This window comes from Chitinimonas sp. (genome assembly GCF_036568685.1).
Classification (GTDB): domain Bacteria; phylum Pseudomonadota; class Gammaproteobacteria; order Burkholderiales; family Chitinimonadaceae; genus Chitinimonas.
On sequence record NZ_DATCSC010000027.1, the window covers coordinates 13,937 to 33,050 of the forward strand.

Sequence of the window (19,114 nt, forward strand, 5' to 3'; positions counted from 1 at the left end):
GTTGAACCGGCCCGTCAGGGGTGTTACTTGTCGTCCAGTCGCAGCTCGACGAAGGCGGTATCGCGCTGCTGGCGGATCCAGTCTTCGTACTGCTCGTCGGCCTTGCGGTCGCGCAGTTCCATCCGTACGCGGGTGCGTTCCTTGTCCTTGGTGACGTCCTGTTCGCGCCGCTCGACCACCTGGATCAAGTGCCAGCCGAAGGGACTGCGCACCGGCTGGGAAATGTCGCCAGGGTTGAGCGCGTTCATGGCGGTCTCGAATTCCGGCACGGTATCGCCCGGGGAGATCCAGTCCAGGTCGCCGCCCTTCTGGGCCGAGCCGTCCTCGGAATGCAACTTGGCCAGCTCTTCGAACTTCTCGCCCTTGAGGATGCGGTTGCGCAGGTCTTCGATACGGGTCTTGGCGTCACTGTCCGAGGTCAGCTCGTTGACCTTGATCAGGATGTGGCGGGTATGGGTCTGCTTGATCATTTCCTTGCCATCGCGCTGGCGCTTTTCCACCAGCTTGATCAGGTGGAAACCGGCCGGGCTGCGCATGATGGGGGTCACACCGCCATTGGGCAGCTTGTCGATGGCGTCGAGGAAGGTGGGCGGCAGGCGGCCGGCGGAGCGCCAGCCGAGCTCGCCACCCTGCAGCGCATCACCGGCTTCGGAGTAGCTGGCGGCGACTTCGGCAAAGGACTTGCCGGCGGCCAGTTGGCGGGCGGCCTCGTCGGCGCGCTTTTGCTTGGCGACGATGACATCCTGGCCGGCCCCTTCGGGGAGGGCGATCAGGATGTGGGCCAGCTTGTATTCCTTCTCGGCACGGTCCTGGTCCTTGTTGGCGGACAGGTACTGGTCGATCTCGGCATCGGTGACGAACACCCGGCTATCGACCTCACGCTCGCGCAGGCGCTGCATCAGCATGTCCTGGCGGATCTGGTCGCGGAAGCTGCTATAGCTGGTGCCTTCGCGCTCCAGCGCGATCTTGAACTGCGGCACGGTCATCTTGTTCTGGTCGGCGATGCGCTCGACCGTCTGGTCCAGCTGGCGGTCGTCGATACGCAGGCCGGTATCGGCGGCGTAGTCCAGCAGCACCCGTTCGCTGACCAGCCGGTCCAGCACCTGGTGACGCAGGACGTCGTCGGACGGAACGGCAACCTGCTGGCGGGCCATATTGAGCTTGACCGCCTTGATGCGGGTCATCAGCTCATTCTCGGTCACGACCGATTTGTTGACCACGGCCACGACGCGATCCAGCGTCACGGGTTCGGCGGCCAGCGCCGGCACGAAGAGGCTCAGCGCCAGCAGGCCGGCGGTGAAGCGGGGGGTAGAGGGTGTCATGGTGTGTTCAACTTGGTGTAGCCGGGAATGCTGTCTTTGAGCGTTTGCAGCGGATTGGAACCGATACGGCCCACTTCGTTCAGCTCAAGCTGCACAAAGAAGGGGCTGCTGGTCTGGTTGTTCGAAGTCACGAAGCGCTGTGTGACCATACGGAATACCCAGCAGCCGCCATTGTATTCGAGCCCGAACAGGCGCTCCAGTGAGCGACGGTCCTGGATGGACCAGTTCTGCCGTGCCACCACGTTCCAATTGCGGTTGATGGGCCATTGCGCCGAGATATCGAACTGCTTGATGTTGGTCAGCTTGTCGAGCCGGTAGCGCAGATTGAGCAGCTTGCCGTTCTCGGGCTGGTAGCGCAGGTTAAGGGAGGACTTGCGGGTCTCGCCGCCATCCGCCGCGGTCTGGATGGAGGCATCCAGCCACCAGTTGTCATAGGGTTGGCCGCCGACGGTGGCGATCAGGTCCGAGGACTTGACGCTGTCGGCACGCGCCGCTTCGTTCAGGGTGACGCGCTGCGGGCTGAAGTAGAAGCGTTGGCCGATGGCCACCCGTGCGCGCTCGATACCGGTATCGGCCTCAAACAGGCGCGAGGTCACGGCCATGGTCAGCTGGTTGGCGTCGTTGATGCGATCGCTACCGGTGTATTGGTTCTCGCTGAACATCTGCGCGAAATTGAAGTCGGCCAGGCCCGAATCGAAGTTGGGGATGGCGGCCTGATCGCGATAGGGTATGCGCAGATAATAAAGACGCGGCTCCAGCGACTGCACCACATCCTGCCCCATGAAGGTGCTCTCGCGGTCGAAGAACAAGCCGGAATCGACCGAAAAGATGGGCAGGTTGCGGTTGATGGTACGGCCGTCGTCCAGGTTGTAGCGGGTCAGGTGGGCGCCGACCTTGGGGGTGACAAAGCCCCAGGCCTGCTCCAGCGGCACGCTGAAACTTGGGTAGACCAGGGCGCGCTTGCCGTCGAGCTGGGTCGGATGGTGGAAGGATACCGCCTCGCTCTGCAGATCCAGCCGGTAAGGCGAGGGCAGCGGCGCCTGGTAGTTGACCGTGAGCTGCGGCAGCCGGGCGTAGGGGATGGCCACCGGGTTGCTGGGGTCCTGCAGGGTCTGGTAGCGCTGCATGCGCAGCACGGCGGCAAAGCCGGGCTGACCGTAGCTGATATAGCCCTCGCGCGGCAGGAAGGTCTGCGAGGCGACCGAGATCTTGTCGCCAAAGTCGGCGAAGTAACGGTCGTCGGTCACCTTCTGCAGATTCCACTCGCCATGCCAGCCCGGCGCGAAGTCCTGGCGGTGCTGCGAACTGACGGCGGTACGGCTGCCGCCGAACTTGCGGTCGTCGCTGATGGTCTCGGCCGTGATCTGGCCACCGTAGCTCTGGCCCAGATAGCGGAATTCGGTACCCAGCAGCACGCCGCGCTGCGACATCACGCGCGGCGAGATGGTCGCGTCCATATTGGGCGCGATATTCCAGTAGTACGGGGTGGTGATCTCGACGCCACCCGAGCCGGAGCCGAAGGAGGGTGCCAGAAAACCGGACTTGCGCGAACCGTCGAGGGTGAAGTCGAGGTAGGGCGAGTACAGGAAGGGCACGCCCTTGAATTCGATGGTGCTGTTGCGCGCCGTGCCGATATTGGTGGTGTAGTCGAGCTCCAGATCACGGGCGCGGATAAACCAGTCGTCCTGGCCCACGCTACAGGTGGTGAAGCGGGCGTTCTGGAAGCGGTATTTGCTGGGGCCTTCGAACAGGAGCTTGACCGCGTCGCCACGGCCGGCGCGCTCGCCGAGCTGGTACTTGGGGGTGGCCAGCTCGCCGGTACGGGTGTCGTTCTTGAGGTAGAGCTCACCGCCCTCGATCACGTCCTTGTCCTGGGTGATGCGGGTCTTGTCGCCGGCGCGGATCTCGCTCGTGTCCTGGAACAGCTTCATCCAGTCCGCCTCGATGCGGCGACCATCCTGGTCGGCCTGGACATGGCCTCGCGCCACGATCTCCTTGCCATTGGTACCTTCCACCTTGTCGGCAAGCAGGGTGGTCGGGCCTTGCGCCTCTTCCGCCTGGGCGGTCAGGGCACAGCAAACGGCAAGAGCGAGCGGTAGGGGAGCGAAACGCGGCATCGGCGCTGGGCAGGGGGCTTAAAACGAAGTGCGCTAAAATCGCATACTTTCGGGTTGCACACAAACGGGCGATACGCGCCTGGCGCCGCGCTCCGTCCACCGGCAGGCGGCCTCAGGCCAGTACCGGCGCCCTACCCGTCTCGCATCATCATAGAATGTCAGGCCATGGAAAGAATCGAATCACTGCGTAATTGGCTACACCAACAGCTGCCCGGCGACTTGCAGCTCTCAGCGCCTATCGGCGATGCCAGCCAGCGGCGCTACTTCCGCGTGACCCTGGCCGACGGCAGCCGCCGCATGGTCATGGATGCGCCGCCAGCGCTGTCGGACTGCCGACCCTTCATCAAACTGGCCGAGTTGCTGCGGCCCGCCATACGGGTGCCGCGCATCCACGCCCAGGACCTGGGGCAGGGCTTTCTGCTGCTGGATGACCTGGGCAACATCGACCTGCAGACTGCGCTCTCGGCCACCGACGAGGGTGGTGCCGAGTGGCTGTACCGCTGGGCGATCCAGAGCCTGATCGCCATGCAGACCCGGGTGGACGCCAGTGCGCTGCCTGCCTACGACGCCGCCACCATGGTGGAAGACCTAAACCGCTTCAGTGAGTGGTACGCCGACAAACACCTCGGCCGGCCGCTGACGGGTGAAGACCTGGCGGTCTGGGAGCGCAGCCGCGCCCTCTTGGTGGCGCGCGCCCAGTCGCAGGCCAAGGTGGTGATCCACTTCGACTTCCACTGCCGCAACCTGATCGTGGCCAGCAGCCAGGATGGCGTCGCCGGGCAGGATGAAGGCATAGGCGTGATCGACTTCCAGGATGCACGCAGCGGCCCGCTGAGCTACGACCTCGCTTCCCTGCTCAAGGATATGTATGTGCAGTGGCCCGAGGCCTTCCGCCTGGACCTGTGCATACGCTACTGGGAGGCGGCACGCGCGGCCGGGCTGACGGTACCGGCGAGTTTCGACGACTTCTACGCCGACTTCGAGTGGATGGGGGCCTTCCGCCATATCCGCACCCTGGGCACCTTTGCCCGGCTGGCGCACCGCGACGGCAAGCCGCAGTACGTGGGCGACATGCCGGTGGCGCTGCACTACCTGCGCGAAACCTGCGTGCGCTACGCGGAGCTGCACCCACTCTATAAATTGCTGAACCGGTTGACCGACTTCCAGCCCGGCGTAGGCTATACCTTCTGACCCCCTGGCCCGGCGCAAGCGTCGGGCCAGCGCATTTTTAGAACCTCCATGCCCCTCTTTGCCCTCGCGCTGGTCGTCATCGCCGCCTTCACCCATGCCTCCTGGAACCTGCTGGCCAAGCGCGCGGCCGATAGTCGCCACTTTGTCTGGCTGTACTCCATCGGCACCGTGGCGCTTTGGCTGCCGGTGATCGCCGTGGTCTGCTGGCTGCAGCGCCCGGTATTGGGCTGGCCGGAGGCGGTGGCGCTGATCGGCAGCGCGATCTTGCATACCGCCTACTCCATGGCGCTGCAGCGGGGCTACAAGGTGGGCGATCTGTCGGTGGTCTACCCCATGGCACGCGGCACTGGGCCCCTTGTGTCCTTCTTCGGTGCCATGCTGGTGCTGGGCGAGCGGCCGGGCTGGTTGGCGGCGGGCGGGGCGCTGCTGGTGGTGCTGGGGGTATTCCTGCTGGCGGGTGGGCCGCGCCTGTTCAAGCCCGGTGCCGACCGCAAGGGTCTGGGTTGGGGCATCGCCACCGGGGCCTGCATAGCCTGCTACACGGTCTGGGATGGCCGGGCGGTGAAGGTGCTGCTGCTGTCGCCCTTTCTGATCGACTATGCCGGCAATCTGCTGCGTGCCCTGCTGCTGACCCCGCGGGCGCTGGCCGACCGCGCCGCCCTGCTGCCCGAGTGGCGCCGCTACTGGAGGCCGGCACTGGGGGTAAGTGTGCTGGGGCCGCTCGGCTACACCCTGGTGCTGTTTGCCATGCAGATGGCGCCGGTCAGCCATGTGGCGCCGGCACGCGAGCTGTCGATGATGATAGGCGCCTGGTATGGCGCCCGGCTGCTGGATGAGGGCGATCTGCAGCGCCGCCTCCTGGCTGCCGCTATCATCGTGGTCGGCGTGCTGGCGCTGGCGCTGGGTTAGACCCCGCGCGCCGCCTGATCAGACCCGATAATACCGATACTCGACTACGTACCCCGCTGAAGGAAACCCGCCATGAGCTACCCGCAGGCCCACACCGGTCCCGTGCTGTACGACTTCCGCTCCGACACCGTGACCCGCCCCACGCCGGCCATGCAGGCTGCCATGGCCAGCGCCGAGCTGGGTGACGATGTGTGGGGCGACGACCCGACCGTCAACCGGTTGCAGGCGGTGGCGGCCGAGCGGCTGGGCTTTGAGGCCGGCCTGTTTGCCCCCTCGGGCACCCAGACCAATCTGATCGGCCTGATGACCCATTGCCAGCGTGGCGACGAGTACCTGGTGGGCCAGGATGCCCATACCTACAAGTACGAGGGTGGTGGCGCGGCGGTACTGGGCAGCATCCAGCCGCAGCCGCTGGAGAATGCGCCGGACGGCAGCATCCCGCTCGCCAAGCTGCAACGGGCGGTCAAGCCGGATGACGCCCACTTCGCCCGTACCCGCCTTTTGGCACTGGAAAACACCATAGGCGGCAAGGTGCTGCCGGCAGACTATGTGGCCAACGCTACCGCCTGGGCCCACAGCAAGGGACTGGCCACCCACCTGGATGGCGCCCGGCTGTGCAATGCCGCGGTCAAGCGCGGAGTGGAACTGGCCGAGATCGCGCGCGGTTTCGATTCGGTCTCGGTCTGCCTGTCCAAGGGCCTGGGTGCACCGGTCGGCTCGCTGCTGCTGGGTTCCAGGGACTTCATCGCCCAGGCCAAGCGCTGGCGCAAGATGTTGGGCGGCGGCATGCGCCAGGCCGGACTCCTGGCAGCCGCCGGCCTCTACGCGCTGGAGCATCACGTGGCGCGCCTGGCCGAGGACCACGCCAACGCCGCCAAGCTGGCACAGGGTCTCGCCGCGTTGCCAGGCATCACGGTGGACACCCCGCAGACCAATATCGTTTTCGTCGAGGTGGCGGAAGAGCACGCCCAGGGCTTTGCCGAGCATCTGGCACGGCACGGCGTGCTGATCAGCGGCACGGCGCAGCAGCGCTGGGTGACGCATCTGGATGTGAACGAAGCGGCGGTCGATGGCGCACTGGCTATTGCCCGCCAGTACTTCGGTTAGGGCGTGACAGGGGAAGCCCGCCTATACTCGGCTCACGCCGACGGCGCATAATCGCGACGCTTCCCTCGCCCTGCTGATACCTCATGATCGTTCGCCCCCGCCCCCACTGGCTGCGCCTGCTCTTTGTCTGGCGCGGTTCGGTGCTGCCCCGCATCCTGCCGCAGCTCCTGCTGGTGATGGGCCTGGCCGTTGCCGTGGTGCTGAGCCATGGCGAGCTGGCCGACCGCAAGGTCACACTGACCGCCACACCCTTTACCCTGATCGGCATTGCACTGGCGATCTTCCTGGGCTTTCGCAACAATGCGAGCTATGACCGCTACTGGGAGGCTCGCAAGCTATGGGGCGCCATGCTGGTGGAATCGCGCGCGCTGGCGCGCCAGCTGCTGACACTGACCAGCCTGCCGCCGGCACATAGCCGCCGCCTGATCCACCTGGTGATCGCCTGCGTGCATGCGCTCAAGCTGCAGCTGCGCGAGCAGGCCGACACGTCACCCTTGGCCCAATGGCTGAGCCCGGTGCAGTTTGCCCGCCTGCAGGACAGCAGCTCCAAGCCGACCCAGATCCTCTTGCTCCTGGGTGAGGAACTGCGCCAGCTGCGTCGCGACGGTCTGCTGTCGGAATGGCTGGCACCGGCGCTGGAGCGGCATATCGATGGCCTCGGGGAAGCCATAGGCGGTTGCGAACGCATTGCCGGCACGCCCTTGCCCTTTACCTACGGGGTGATGCTGCACCGTACCGTCTACCTGTTCTGCTGCCTGCTGCCCTTTGGCCTGGTGGACAGCATAGGCATCATGACCCCCATCATGGTGGGCTTCATGGCTTACACCTTCTTTGCGCTGGAGGCGATAGGCGAGGAGATCGAGGAGCCCTTCGGCACCATGGCCAACGATCTGCCGCTGGACGCGCTGGCGACCAATATCGAACTCAACCTGCGCGAGCTGTGTGGCGAGACCGACTTGCCATCACCCCCAACTGCCGTGAACTACATCCTCCGTTGAGAGCCCGGATAAACTGGCTGGCGTCGTATCAGGGTATTGCCCAGCACGGGCGCCCGAGCTATCCCCGCAAGGAGGAGGCCGAAGTAGTAAGCCACCTGAAGGTGGCAACGACTTCGCTCACCCGGGCGCTCACCGTTGGTGAAACCTAACAGCAGGACTCTCCCCTGTTTGAGCCCCGGCCCCTCCCGCAGCTTTGCGCGCACAGGTTGTGGGCGCTAAAGCGCCGAGAACTCTGGCAGCCGCTCCGCCGGCGGGGTACCTCGCTGACGCTCGTCAAAGCCTTGAATGAGTATCGACTTTCCAACCAACTGGGTTGACTACCCCCACCAAGAGACCTGCCTATGCGCGCGATGATTCTTGCCGCCGGCCGCGGCGAACGCATGCGGCCCCTGACTGACCATACCCCCAAGCCCCTGCTGGACGTGGCCGGTACGCCGCTGATCGGTTGGCACCTGCGCCGGCTGGCCGCGGCAGGCATACGCGAGGTGGTGATCAACCATGCCTGGCTGGGTAAGCAGATCGAGGCCGCGCTGGGCGACGGCGGCAACTACGGCCTGCAGATCCGCTATTCCCCGGAGGCGGTGGCGCTGGAGACCGCCGGCGGCATCGCCCACGCCCTGCCGCTCTTGGGTGATGCGCCTTTTGCCGTGATCAACGGCGATATCTATACCGACTACCCCTTTGCGCGCCTGCCCTTGCTGGCGCAGAACCTGCCCGAGGGCGCCAGTGCCCACCTGGTCATGGTCGGCAAGCCTGACTACAAGACCGGTACCGACCTGTCGCTCGATGCTGCGGGCCAGGTGCTGCCGTGCGAGGGGGAACGTGTACCGCTGACCTTTTCCGGCATTGCAGTCTATCGGCCCGAGTTCTTTGCCGGGATTCCGGCCGACCGGCCCGGCCCCTTGCTGCCGCTCTTTCTGGCGGCCATGCGCGAGAACCGGCTGCATGGCGAGCGCTACGACGGGCAGTGGCTGGACGTGGGCACGGTCGAGCGGCTGGAGGCAGCCCGCTTCGCCGCTCGTCGCCCAGGGTAGGCAAGGCGGCCAGGGCTGGCCTATATGTGGTTCATGCACCCGTTTTGCGGTGTTTATGGAGACCCGATATGCGTATGCTTGCCCTGACCGCCTGCCTGGCCTTGCTGGCCGGCTGCGCTTCCCAACCTCAATCCGAATACGTGATCGACCACCAATACATCGCCAAGGTCAACGAAGGCGCCCGCATCGGTGGCGGCCAGATCGTCTGGGTCAACTACCCAACCAAGAAGGTACCGGTGCAACAACAGCCCGGATCCTGATCGCAAATCGGTCATTCACGCACCAACAAAAAAGCCCGCATCACGCGGGCTTTTTTGTTGGTGCCGCTGCCAATGATCGAACGCTCCTCGGCGCCCGAGTGACCGCTCGCACCAGCTAGCCCGTACTCAGGCTCAATGCATGGGGGCGAAAGCGTCGGCCGCCATGGACAGGGCGGGATGGTCGGGGACGGGCTTGTCGAGGTAGTAGCCCTGCACCATGTCGACGCCGAATTCGACCAGCATCTTCAGCGTCTCTTCGTCCTCGACGAATTCGGCTACCGTCTGCTTGCCCATGTCACGGGCAATGGCAGCCATGCCTTTGACGAAGACCTGGCTGTCGTGGTCGCGCGGCAGATCGCGGATAAACAGGCCATCGATCTTGAGCACATGGGCTTTGAGGTGTTTGAGGTAGGCAAAAGAGGAGAAGCCTGCACCGAAGTCGTCCAGGCAGACGGTGCAGCCGGTGGAACGTAGCGCCTCGATAAAGCGCTGGGCGTCGCGCATATCGCTGACCGCGGCGGTCTCGGTCAGCTCCACCATCAGCCGCTCGGGCGCAACCTGGTGGTCACGCAGGAGATCGCTGATGTAGTTGGGCAGGCTGGTCTCGTCGAAGCTGCGGCCGGAGATATTGACCGCAATCGAGGGCATATGGGGACGGGAAGCCAGCATACGTATGCTCTCGCCGATCACCCAGCGGTCGATATCGAGAATGCGGCCACTCTTTTCGGCGTGCGGGATGAAGTGGCCGGGCGGGACGATATGACCGGGATTGTTGGGGTCCTTCATGCGCACCAGCGCCTCCAGGTGGGCCACCTTGCGGCTGCGTGCCTCGTAGATGCCCTGGAAGAAAAGTACAAAGCCATCGCACTCCAGCGCCTGCTGGATGCGCTCGTTCCAGGTCAACCGGTTCACCATCTCGCGGCTGCCATCGCGCTCGGCCTGGTACATGCGCCAGGTCGCCTTGCCGGCGCTCTTGGCCTGGTACATGGCGGTATCGGCGTGGGCCACCAGGTCCTCGGCATTCTCGGCATGCAAGGGGTACATGGCGATGCCGAGGCTGGAGGAGAGCCTGAGCGGCTGGTTGTCGACATTGAGCTGGATGCTGGACACGGTGCTGACCACGCGCGCTGCCAGATGGCTGACTTCGGCCTCGTCGCAGTTGGGGACCAGGATGGCGAATTCGTCGCCGCCCAGGCGGGCGAAGAACTCATTGCGGCGCACCTGGCCGGAGATATCGTGCGCCACCCGCTTGAGCAGCTCGTCGCCAGCGCCATGGCCGAAGGTATCGTTGACGTACTTGAACTCGTCGAGGTCGAAGTACAGTACCGCCAGCGCGTCCTGGCTGCGCTCGGCCTCGGCCAGCATGCGCTCAAGCTGTTCCTGGAAGGCATGCCGGTTGTGCAGGCCGGTCAGTGCGTCACGCTCGGCCAGGAAGACCATGCGCTCGTTGAGGATGTGCTCCTGGGTCACGTCCTCGTAGACCCATAGCCGGCCGGTGAAGATGCCGGTCTCGTCGCGCACGGTGTAGCTGTGCTGGGTGACGATGCGACCGTCGTTCATGGTCAGATCCCCGGGGTAGACATCCAGCGAGGCCATGGCGTCGCCGGCCTCGAGGTGGCTGGCGAAGTCGTAGTTGGCCGGCCGGTTGAGCGCCATCTGCAGGACCTGGCCTATGGGCTTGCCGACGATGACGGTGGCGTCATCGATCAGCCAGAGGGTCTTGAAGGCCGGGTTGTGGAATACCACCAGATTGTCGTTGTCGACGAACAGCACGCCAAAGCGCATGGCCGACAGGAGCGCGGTGAGGCGGGCACGCTCGCCCTCGGCGCGCGACAGATAGGTCTGGTTGAGGGCCTGCGACTGTTGCAGCTCGAACACGGCACGCTTGAGCGCCAGCCGGTCTTCCTTGAACTGGGTGTTGTCGTCGATGGAGGCGCGGATGCCGAGGTAATTGGCCTGGGTGTCGTAGATGGGCTGCCAGCTCATGGCCGCCCAAAAGGTCTTGCCATCGCGGCGCATGGCGCGGAATTCGAAGTCCTGCCCCTGGGTGCCGGTCAGCGCCTTGTGCACGGCTTCGCCAAGCTTGCTACGCTCCTCCAGCACCGCCAATGGCACCGGAAAGTGCAGCATCTCCATGCATTCGGCCACGGTGTAGCCGGTCAAGCGCGATACCGAGGCATTGACCCAGACCAGCCGGCCTTCCGGGTCCAGCCATAGCTCGACACCGTAGGTGTAGTCGGCAATGGCGAGGAATTTCTCCTCGCTCTGCTTGAGGGCTTCCAGCCGTTCCTGGATGCCGGCCGACATCTGGTTGAAGCGCTCGGCCAGTTGGCTGACCTCGTCGTCGCCATCGACCTCGATGGTTGCGGGGGTACTGGCCGAGGCCTGCTGCTCGGCGGCGTCGATCAGCCGGTAAAGGCGGCGGGTGAGCCAGAAACCGATCAGGGCCAGCAGCACGGCCGATACCACCGCGCCGGTCACCACCACGCCGGTGATCTGCCAGACGATACGGTCGGCCGATTCCCGCAGCATCTCGGTGGAGATGCCGAAACGCAGCTGGCCATAGCGCTGGCCGGCCATCTCGACCGGGATGCTGACATGCACGATGGGTGGCATGTCGCGACTGGACTCGAGCTTGCGCAGATCGTCCGGCGACGGCAAGGGCCGGCCCAGGCCAGCCTCGCCGGCATCCCAACCCTGCTTGGCCACCACCTTGCCCTGGCGGTCGAACAGCACCAGGTAGTCTATGCCCTCGGGCGTGCGTACTCCGTTCAGCAGCTCGGAGGCCGGGGCGTAGTCCAAAGAGGCCATGGACGGCGCCAGCGAGGCGTTGAGCAGGCGACCCAGTTCCTGGATACGGATATCGGTGGCCTTGAGCACCATCTCGGACCAGACCTGCGAGACCGAGCTCAGCAGCACCGCCAGCACGGCAAACTGCACCAGCAGGATGGAAAGGACCAGCCGGGCCCGCAAGGTGCGGAAGAAGGGAACCTGCATGTTGCTTATTCCGCCTTCAGACGACGTTTGAGTTCAAGATAGAAAGGTTCGACCGGTGCCAGCTCGCCGGGCTTGATGGCATCGGCCCCGGCGAAGCCTACCCGGCCGGCGAAGCTCTCGCCATGCTCACGCGAGTTGACGAAGCCGGCCAGACTATCGGTATAACGCTTACGCAGCGCCGGGTCCACGTCGCCGCCGACCAGTACCACCATATGCGGCAGGCTGCGGGTCTCGGCCAGCACCCGCAAACCGTCGCGGATATCGCCGGGCATGTTGGCAAAGGCGGTCTTGTTGACGATGGCGGCCTGGGCGTCACCCCGCACGACAGCCATGGCGGCGGCGTTGTGAAAGTCATAGTAGCGCAGCGACACGCGCAAGCCCTGCTTGCGCAGCCATTCCTCGCCCAGCATGGCGGTGGCGGTCAGCGGATCGGGCAGGGCGATGGTGGCGTCGCCCAGGTCGCCCACCTGGCGCGGGCCGGCTTCACGGCGGACGACGACCAGGCCGACGAGGCTGCTGCGACCGATCAGCACCGGCACATAACCGGCCTGCTCTTCGGCATAGCGGGCGGTATGCGGGCCGATCACGACGATATCGAAGTCGTGGTTCTCAATGCGGCGGACAAACTGGCGGTAATCGGGCGCGGTAAGCAGCACTACCGGCCGACCCAAGGACTTCTCCATCGCGGCTTGCAGTGGCTGAAAGCCCGAGATCAGCAAGCGGGGGGTGAAATAGGGCTCAAGGCCGATGCGTAGGTCCGGGCTCTCTGCATGCAGCAGCGGGCCGATTGCCAGGATGGCAAGCAGACACAAGCACCTCAACATCGCAACTCTCCGCCCGGCTTGTCTGGCCGGCGGTCGTCCAGGGCCGCCGGAACCGCTCCGGTATCACCAGCCTAGCAGTGCGTTCAGTGTGTCGCTCGAATTCGGCAGCCGCTTTTGCAATTACTGCTGCCGGTGTCGCACTTATAGCGTCTTGATAAAGACCTTGGAGCGGCGCTGCCAGTTGTAGAGGGTCTTTTTCTTCATGGGCAGCACTTCGACATCGGCCGGCTTGAAGCCGCGCTCGATAAACCAGTGGGCGGTACGGGTGGTGAGCACGAAGAGCTGCTTGATCTTGAGCCGGCGTGCCTCGCGCTCGACATGCTTCATCAGCTGCTCGCCGCGTCCACCGTCGCGGTAGTCCGGATGGACGGCCAGCCCGGCCAGTTCGGCGATCTCGCCCTCCTCGAAGGTATGCAGCGAGACGCAACCTATGATCTTGCGGTCGTGCTCCAGCACGGCGAAGCGCTCGATCTCGCGCTCCAGCAGCTCACGACTGCGCTTGACCAGCACGCCCTGCTCTTCCAGCGGCTCGATCAGCGCCAGGATGCCGCCGACATCGTCGATGGTGGCGCGGCGCAGGGTCTCGAGCGACTCGCGCGAGATCATGGTGCCTATGCCTTCATGGGTGAACAGCTCGGTCAATAGACCGCCGTCCATATGCCGCGAGATCAGATGGGCGCGGCCCACGCCGTGCCGTACCGCACGGATGCAGCAGGGCAGGTAGAAGTCGATGTCGTCGGTGACATGCAGCTCGCTCGGCACGTAATGCTCGGCCTCGGCGGCGGTCAGCTCATTGAGCAGGGTGCCTTCCTCGTCCACCACGCCGGGCTGGTCGAGCAGGAAGATCAGCTTGTCGGCCTGCAGCGCCACGGCCGTCGAGGTGGCGACATCTTCCAGGGTGAGATTGAAGACTTCGCCGGTGGGTGAATAGCCGATGGGCGAGAGCAGGATGGTCTCTCCGAATTCCAGCCGGTCGCGCATGGCGGCGACGTCGAGCTTACGGACCTCACCGCTGTACTGCATGTCCACGCCTTCGCGCACGCCGATGGGTTGGGCGGTGACGAAGTTGCCGCCGGCCACCCGGATATCGGCATTGGCCATGGGGGAATTGGCCATGCCCATGGACAGGGTGGCCTCGATCTCGAAGCGGACCTGGCCGATGGCCTGCAGCACCTGGTTGACCGATTCGCGCTCGGTGATGCGTACACCCTGCTCGAAGCGGCAAGGCAGTTCGGCCTCATGCAGCCGCTCGTTGATCTGTGGCCGGGCGCCATGCACCAGCACCAGGTTGACGCCCAGGCTGACCAGGGTGTTGAGGTCGTGCGCCAGCCAGCCGAGGTCACCGTCGCGGATCAGATCGCCACCGAATGCCACCACGAAGGTGCGGTTGCGGAAGGCATGGATATAGGGGGCAGCCTGGCGGAACCAGAAGACGAATTCGGGGGAACCTATGTCGGGCATGGCGGCTTGCTCGGGGCGGGTATCTGAACCGCGCAAGATTAGCAGAAACTGCTGCAGTGGCCGCGTAAAAAACCCGCCTATCCGCCTTGTGGCAGCAAGCTATTTGACGGCCGTGGCCTCGCGTTGCTCACGCCAGCGCTCGAAGGCCTCCGCCGCCATGGGCTTGCCGAACACATAGCCCTGGATACGGTCGCAACCCATGGCCTGCAGTACCTCAACCGTGGCGAGGTCCTCCACGCCTTCGGCCACCACCTTGAGCCCCAGCCGGTGGCCCAGCTCGATGGTGGAACGGACGATCTGCGCGTCACCCTCGTTCTGGGTCAGCTCCAGCACGAAGGCCCGGTCTATCTTCAGCTCGTTGACCGGCAGGCGGCGGATATAGGCCAAGGAGGAGTAGCCGGTGCCGTAGTCGTCGATCGCCAGCGAAAGGCCCATGGCGCGTAGCTTCTTGAGCGTATCGAGCGCGCTGGCCGGGTCTTCCATCAGGCCGCTCTCGGTGATCTCCAGGCACAGCCACTCGGGCGCCAGGCTGGCGAGGTCGAGCAGGTTGGCCACCGTGGCCGGTAGACCGGGATCGAGCAGGTCCTGGGCGGAAAGGTTGACCGAGACCTTGACCGGCCGACCGTCCTTGGCCCAACGGCCGGCCTGCCGTATTGCATGCGCCAGCACCCAGCGGGTGACCTCCTTGATGTAGCCGGTCTGCTCGGCGAAGGGGATGAACTCGTTGGGCGGCACGAAGCCACGTTGTGGATGTATCCAGCGGACCAGGGCCTCAGCCTCGTCAGCCAAGCCATCTTCCAGGCGGACCTTGGGCTGGTAGTAGAGCGTCAGCTCGCTATGCTCGACCGCCTGTTGCAGCTCGCCCAGGAGCGACAGGTGTTCTTCGCGGAAGCGCTGAATGCTGGCGTCGTACAGCATATGTCGCTGGCCGCTGCTCTTGGCCCGATACATGGCCATGTCGGCGCAGCGGATCAGGTCTATGCCGTTGTCGCCATGCTCGGGAAAGCCGGCGGCTCCGATACCGGCGCGCACATCGAGCTGCCGGCCATCGAGCTCCATGCGCCGCTCCAGTGAGCGACGTACCCGCTCTATGCTGTGCATGGCAGTGCCGATGGTGATGCCCGGCAAGAGGATGGCGAACTCGTCGCCCGACAGGCGCGCCACCACATCTTCGCTCCTTACGCTCTCGGTAAGCCGCTCGCCGACCTTGGCCAGCAAGCGGTCACCGGCCGGGTGGCCCAGGGTGTCATTGATCTGCTGGAAGCGGTCCAGGTCCAGGAGCAGCAGGGTCAGCGTACCGCCTTCTTCCTTGGCACGGGCGATGGCCTCCTCCAGCAATTGGCCAAAGCGCACCCGGTTGGGCAAGAGCGTCAGCGGGTCCTGATAGGCCAGGGTACTGATGCGCGCCTCGCGCTCGGCGATGGCGACCTGCATATGCGAGAGCGAATCGGCCAGTTGGCCGATCTCGCTATGGTCACGGGTATCGATGTCCTGCTGGTACTGCCCCTGCTTGATGCGCCCGGCCACCTCGGCCAGTTCGCGCAAGGGACCGGTGATACGGCGGGCGATGCGGATGCCCACCACCAGGCAGACCAGCAGGGCGCCGATGGCCAGTGCGATCAGGGTACGCTGCAGCTGTTGGAAGGGCTGCATGACCTCGGCCAGCGAGCCGGCCAGGAGCACATAGATCGGGCCTTCTGGGCTCTCACCGAGCTTGACCAGGCGGGTTTCGTACTCGGTACCGGCCAGACTCAGACTGCCGCTGGCTTGCCCCAGGTCGAGGAAGCCTGCCAGTTGCAGGCGCTGTATATCCGGCAGGGTGGAAGCCTGGATCCGCCAGTCCTTGCCATTATGGCCAAGGAAAGAAACCTGCAGCCCGGATACGGCCTGCAGGTCCCGGGCGGTGCGGTCGTTGATCTCGAAGCCCATGGTGACCCAGGCGATGATGATGGGGCTACGTACCGGGACCGCTACCAGTTGATACAGCTTGCCGTCGATACGCTCGATGCCGCTGGCCCCGCCACGCTGGCTGGCTTGCTTGAGCAGGTCGGCGAAGGGGTAGGGCTTGCCGGCTCGCTCGGGGCATACCGTATCGGCTTTGACGATGTTGTCGAGGTTGGACAGCATCACGAGGTCGGCATGGATACGCGAACCGTGGTTCTCCAGCGCCGACAAGAGGGTGTCGGCATCGTCCGCGGCGATGGCGTCGCGCAGGCCGAAATCCTTGGCCAACACCTGGGCGCCGATGGTGAGCTGTTCGCCGCGTTGCTCCAATAGCCGGCGGAACACCCGCTCGCCCGTTTGCAGGTCCTGCGCCGCCTCGGCACGCGAGATACGCAGATTGGTGACGTTGACGACGGTGAAGGCCAGCAGCAGTACCAGGGCCAGGAGGCCGGAGAAGGCGACGACGATGCGGAAGTTGAGGCTGGTGGTACGCATGCGGCGGGCAGGGCTATCTCAATAATTGCCAGGCTGGCGGGGTGGCGGTGGGGCGAGCTTGAGCCGGAAGGTGAAGTGGGTCTCGCCACCGGCGGCTACCTTGACCTTCTGGCTGGCGGCTGGCGCGACCTGGTAAGGATGCCAGACCTTGAGTTCGTAGTCGCCATTGGTCAGGTCGGCCAGTACCAGTTGGCCTTTGCCATCGGTCTTGGCGAACCAGGGCGTATCGACCACCAGCAGAAAGCCCACCATCCAGTCATGGATATTGCAGCCCAGCACCACCTGGCCTTCCTTGTCGAATACCACCGGTGCAGCGGGCGTACCCGAGTACAGTTTGAGCTCGAAGCGCTTGGCCGGCGAGAATGAGTAAAGGCTGTGGCGGATATTGTCCTTGTTGGGGAAGTTCACCGCGCTGCCGACCTGCACCACGCTGACCAGGGGGACGAATTCCTTGTTCACCTGGTCGATGCTGCCGACGAGCTTGCCCTTGGGGGGCTTGGTGCCGACAGGTTCGGCGTAGGCCACGACCTCGGCCAGCGGCTGGCCGCCGCTATCCTGCACCGTCACTTCAAGATTGGCCGCAACGGCCGATGGCACCAGCAGGCCCACCAGCAAAGCGCCGCAACCACCCAGGGGCTCGCACCAACCAAACACCCTCATGGCTTGCTATCCACCACGTCCCGCTTCATGGGCGCCAATATGGCCAGGAGGGCATTCTTGTCAGCCTGGGCGATGCCGCGGGCGTCCAGCACCGCACGCAAGTGGCCGACGAGGCCGTAGAACTCGGTCTCGGTGATGCCGAGCCCGGCGTGCGATTGCTTCATGGTGTCGCCGCTGTATCGGCAGGGGCCGCCGGTCAGCTGGCAGAACTGCTCGCCGATGAGCTGCTTGAGCCGCTTCATATTGACCTTTTCCAGGCTGCGACGGGTGACCGGGTCGCTGGCACTCTTGTCCAGGAGGTCGGACGCGATGCCGTAGACGCCCTGCTCGCCGCCGAGCCGGTCGTACAGCGTATCGGCCGAAACCTGTACTGCCAGCGTGGCCACGATGGCCAGCATGATCTTGTTCAGTTTCATGATGCCTTCCTCCTGGCGGAAATCAGCAGAAACCCCGACAAAGTATAGACTGCAGAAAAATGCGCCTAATAGCTCGGGAGGAGTGCCATGCGTACCTTGCTCTACGCCTTGCTGCCCTTGTTTGCCTTCGCTGCGCACGCTGCCGGCGGCAAGCTCCCTGCCACCGCTGGCATGACCCAGCTGGAAGGTGCCGGTGGCGCCGGCCTTGCCCCTTGGGCGCTGATCGGCAGCTACGCCAGCCGGGACGAGGTGGCGGGCAACGCATTCTATACCTGGGTGAACAGCCAGGGCTTCTGGCTGGATTCGGTCGGGGCATCGGTAGGCCTCTTTGACCGGGTGGAACTCTCTTACGCACGGCAGCGCTTTGACCTGGGCGATACGGTGCCGGGCGAGCGCATCCGCCAGGACATCTTCGGGGTGAAGGTCAAGGTCTATGGCGACACGGTATTCGACCAGGACCAGCCCTGGCCGCAGGTGGCCGTGGGCTTGATGGCCAAGAAGAACAAGGACTACGACTTCGTGCCCAAGCTATTGGGCGCCCGCCACGACAGCGAGGTGGAGCCCTATGTGGCGGCCACCAAGGTATGGCTGGACGGCGTGGGTGGGCGCACTACCCTGCTCAATGGCACGTTGCGCTATACCCGCGCCAACCAGTTGGGCATCCTGGGCTTTGGCGGCGACAAGTCGGACAAGCGCAAGCTGCGCTTTGAGGGTAGCGCCGGGGTATTTCTGACCGACAATGTGGTACTGGGCGCCGAGTACCGGCAGAAGAGCGACAACCTCTCGGTTTTCAAGGAAGAGCGCTTCCTGGACCTGTTCCTGGCCTGGGCGCCGAACCGGACCTTCTCGTTGGTGGCGGCCTATGCCGATCTGGGCAATATCGCCAACAAGGACAAGCAGAAGGGGCCGTACGTGAGCTTGAAGGTGGATTTCTAGGGTTCGCGTCCTTGGTTTTACCTTGCTTCATGAAGCCGGCTTGGCTGAGCCCCCAACGCATTCCATCCGGGCTCCTGGGCGTTGGTCCCGCCCTTTCTGCATATCGTCGCAAGTCGCCTGTATTGCCAGGCCGGTTTTGTCAGGATACGTCCATCAAAACCGAAACAGCGCAAGGAGCGACATCATGCAAAAGCAAGACACTTTCTTCCGCCTGGGTACCGCCGCCGTTGTCAGCCTGGCCATGTTTGCCGCCGTGCACGGCCTGGCCAATGTCTCGCAGCACCATATCGAACGCACCCTGGCCCAGTACGCTGCCGCCGACCAAGTGCAACTGGCCCAGGCCCTCGCCGTCCGTCACGCCTGAGCGGTTTGCCAGGGCTTGGCTTCGGGTAGCCAGGCGCAGAGGCATAGCATTACCACCCAAGCCGGCAGCCAGATCCACA

General features: G+C 64.7%; 16 protein-coding genes. 8 read left to right on the forward strand and 8 right to left on the reverse strand.

Annotated features, from left to right (window positions below):
* Positions 1-23 precede the first annotated feature (23 nt).
* Both VIM95_RS04135 and VIM95_RS04140 read right to left on the reverse strand, forming a co-directional pair.
* Positions 24-1,322 (reverse strand): peptidylprolyl isomerase, encoded by a 1,299-nt coding sequence (locus tag VIM95_RS04135; protein ID WP_331983315.1) that lies wholly within the window; start codon positions 1,320-1,322, stop codon positions 24-26.
* Positions 1,319-3,439, reverse strand: a complete 2,121-nt coding sequence (locus VIM95_RS04140; RefSeq protein ID WP_331983317.1) for an LPS-assembly protein LptD — start codon at positions 3,437-3,439, stop codon at positions 1,319-1,321. The genes VIM95_RS04135 and VIM95_RS04140 overlap by 4 nt, the downstream gene beginning before the upstream one ends.
* Positions 3,440-3,604: 165 nt before the next feature.
* Between VIM95_RS04140 and VIM95_RS04145 the strand changes: the two genes are divergently transcribed.
* From VIM95_RS04145 to VIM95_RS04170, 6 genes are all read left to right on the forward strand, one after another.
* The gene (locus tag VIM95_RS04145) at positions 3,605-4,630 is read left to right on the forward strand and encodes an aminoglycoside phosphotransferase family protein (RefSeq protein ID WP_331983319.1); all 1,026 of its coding nucleotides are present in this window, start codon (positions 3,605-3,607) and stop codon (positions 4,628-4,630) included.
* A 48-nt stretch (positions 4,631-4,678) separates the two neighbouring features.
* A complete protein-coding gene (locus tag VIM95_RS04150; protein WP_331983321.1) occupies positions 4,679-5,539 on the forward strand; it encodes a DMT family transporter in 861 nt (286 codons plus the stop codon).
* Positions 5,540-5,611: 72 nt separating this feature from the next.
* Positions 5,612-6,646 (forward strand): low-specificity L-threonine aldolase, encoded by a 1,035-nt coding sequence (gene ltaE / locus VIM95_RS04155; RefSeq protein ID WP_331983323.1) that lies wholly within the window; start codon positions 5,612-5,614, stop codon positions 6,644-6,646.
* Between the two features lie 83 nt (positions 6,647-6,729).
* Positions 6,730-7,644, forward strand: coding sequence for a bestrophin family protein (locus tag VIM95_RS04160; RefSeq protein ID WP_331983325.1), 915 nt, complete (start codon positions 6,730-6,732; stop codon positions 7,642-7,644).
* A 341-nt stretch (positions 7,645-7,985) separates the two neighbouring features.
* Complete coding sequence (gene murU, locus VIM95_RS04165; protein WP_331983327.1) at positions 7,986-8,678, forward strand: N-acetylmuramate alpha-1-phosphate uridylyltransferase MurU; 693 nt, start codon at positions 7,986-7,988, stop codon at positions 8,676-8,678.
* 68 nt (positions 8,679-8,746) lie between these two features.
* Entirely contained in the window at positions 8,747-8,938 is a 192-nt protein-coding gene (locus VIM95_RS04170) for a hypothetical protein (RefSeq protein ID WP_331983329.1), read from the forward strand.
* A 132-nt stretch (positions 8,939-9,070) separates the two neighbouring features.
* Here the strand turns inward: VIM95_RS04170 and VIM95_RS04175 are convergent, their stop codons facing one another.
* The 6 genes from VIM95_RS04175 to VIM95_RS04200 all read right to left on the reverse strand — a co-directional run bounded on the left by VIM95_RS04175 (position 9,071) and on the right by VIM95_RS04200 (position 17,735).
* Positions 9,071-11,935 carry an EAL domain-containing protein gene (locus VIM95_RS04175; protein ID WP_331983331.1) on the reverse strand — a complete coding sequence of 955 codons (2,865 nt, stop codon included), beginning with the start codon at positions 11,933-11,935 and terminating at the stop codon, positions 9,071-9,073.
* 5 nt (positions 11,936-11,940) lie between these two features.
* The gene (locus tag VIM95_RS04180; protein ID WP_331983333.1) at positions 11,941-12,759 is read right to left on the reverse strand and encodes a phosphate/phosphite/phosphonate ABC transporter substrate-binding protein; all 819 of its coding nucleotides are present in this window, start codon (positions 12,757-12,759) and stop codon (positions 11,941-11,943) included.
* A 141-nt stretch (positions 12,760-12,900) separates the two neighbouring features.
* Positions 12,901-14,220 (reverse strand): amino-acid N-acetyltransferase, encoded by a 1,320-nt coding sequence (argA, locus tag VIM95_RS04185; RefSeq protein WP_331983335.1) that lies wholly within the window; start codon positions 14,218-14,220, stop codon positions 12,901-12,903.
* A 99-nt stretch (positions 14,221-14,319) separates the two neighbouring features.
* Positions 14,320-16,659, reverse strand: a complete 2,340-nt coding sequence (locus VIM95_RS04190) for a bifunctional diguanylate cyclase/phosphodiesterase (protein ID WP_331983337.1) — start codon at positions 16,657-16,659, stop codon at positions 14,320-14,322.
* A gap of 18 nt (positions 16,660-16,677) precedes the next feature.
* Positions 16,678-17,319, reverse strand: a complete 642-nt coding sequence (locus tag VIM95_RS04195; RefSeq protein WP_331983339.1) for a methylamine utilization protein — start codon at positions 17,317-17,319, stop codon at positions 16,678-16,680.
* The gene (locus VIM95_RS04200; RefSeq protein WP_331983341.1) at positions 17,316-17,735 is read right to left on the reverse strand and encodes a group 1 truncated hemoglobin; all 420 of its coding nucleotides are present in this window, start codon (positions 17,733-17,735) and stop codon (positions 17,316-17,318) included. Before VIM95_RS04200 ends, VIM95_RS04195 begins: the two co-directional genes overlap by 4 nt.
* 87 nt (positions 17,736-17,822) lie before the next feature.
* Here VIM95_RS04200 and VIM95_RS04205 point away from each other — a divergent pair, with 87 nt between their 5' ends.
* Together VIM95_RS04205 and VIM95_RS04210 are read left to right on the forward strand one after the other, a co-directional pair.
* Positions 17,823-18,671 (forward strand): DUF3034 family protein, encoded by an 849-nt coding sequence (locus VIM95_RS04205; RefSeq protein WP_331983343.1) that lies wholly within the window; start codon positions 17,823-17,825, stop codon positions 18,669-18,671.
* Positions 18,672-18,855: 184 nt separating this feature from the next.
* Positions 18,856-19,035 (forward strand): hypothetical protein, encoded by a 180-nt coding sequence (locus VIM95_RS04210; protein WP_331983345.1) that lies wholly within the window; start codon positions 18,856-18,858, stop codon positions 19,033-19,035.
* Positions 19,036-19,114: the final 79 nt, after the last annotated feature.

What these genes read in the sequence shown, in the direction of transcription:
- VIM95_RS04135 (WP_331983315.1), bottom strand. Translation starts at nt 1,322, where the DNA reads ATGACACCCTCTACCCCCCGCTTCACCGCCGGCCTGCTGGCGCTGAGC.
- VIM95_RS04140 (WP_331983317.1), bottom strand. Translation starts at nt 3,439, where the DNA reads ATGCCGCGTTTCGCTCCCCTACCGCTCGCTCTTGCCGTTTGCTGTGCC.
- VIM95_RS04145 (WP_331983319.1), top strand. Translation starts at nt 3,605, where the DNA reads ATGGAAAGAATCGAATCACTGCGTAATTGGCTACACCAACAGCTGCCC.
- VIM95_RS04150 (WP_331983321.1), top strand. Translation starts at nt 4,679, where the DNA reads ATGCCCCTCTTTGCCCTCGCGCTGGTCGTCATCGCCGCCTTCACCCAT.
- ltaE (WP_331983323.1), top strand. Translation starts at nt 5,612, where the DNA reads ATGAGCTACCCGCAGGCCCACACCGGTCCCGTGCTGTACGACTTCCGC.
- VIM95_RS04160 (WP_331983325.1), top strand. Translation starts at nt 6,730, where the DNA reads ATGATCGTTCGCCCCCGCCCCCACTGGCTGCGCCTGCTCTTTGTCTGG.
- murU (WP_331983327.1), top strand. Translation starts at nt 7,986, where the DNA reads ATGCGCGCGATGATTCTTGCCGCCGGCCGCGGCGAACGCATGCGGCCC.
- VIM95_RS04170 (WP_331983329.1), top strand. Translation starts at nt 8,747, where the DNA reads ATGCGTATGCTTGCCCTGACCGCCTGCCTGGCCTTGCTGGCCGGCTGC.
- VIM95_RS04175 (WP_331983331.1), bottom strand. Translation starts at nt 11,935, where the DNA reads ATGCAGGTTCCCTTCTTCCGCACCTTGCGGGCCCGGCTGGTCCTTTCC.
- VIM95_RS04180 (WP_331983333.1), bottom strand. Translation starts at nt 12,759, where the DNA reads ATGTTGAGGTGCTTGTGTCTGCTTGCCATCCTGGCAATCGGCCCGCTG.
- argA (WP_331983335.1), bottom strand. Translation starts at nt 14,220, where the DNA reads ATGCCCGACATAGGTTCCCCCGAATTCGTCTTCTGGTTCCGCCAGGCT.
- VIM95_RS04190 (WP_331983337.1), bottom strand. Translation starts at nt 16,659, where the DNA reads ATGCGTACCACCAGCCTCAACTTCCGCATCGTCGTCGCCTTCTCCGGC.
- VIM95_RS04195 (WP_331983339.1), bottom strand. Translation starts at nt 17,319, where the DNA reads ATGAGGGTGTTTGGTTGGTGCGAGCCCCTGGGTGGTTGCGGCGCTTTG.
- VIM95_RS04200 (WP_331983341.1), bottom strand. Translation starts at nt 17,735, where the DNA reads ATGAAACTGAACAAGATCATGCTGGCCATCGTGGCCACGCTGGCAGTA.
- VIM95_RS04205 (WP_331983343.1), top strand. Translation starts at nt 17,823, where the DNA reads ATGCGTACCTTGCTCTACGCCTTGCTGCCCTTGTTTGCCTTCGCTGCG.
- VIM95_RS04210 (WP_331983345.1), top strand. Translation starts at nt 18,856, where the DNA reads ATGCAAAAGCAAGACACTTTCTTCCGCCTGGGTACCGCCGCCGTTGTC.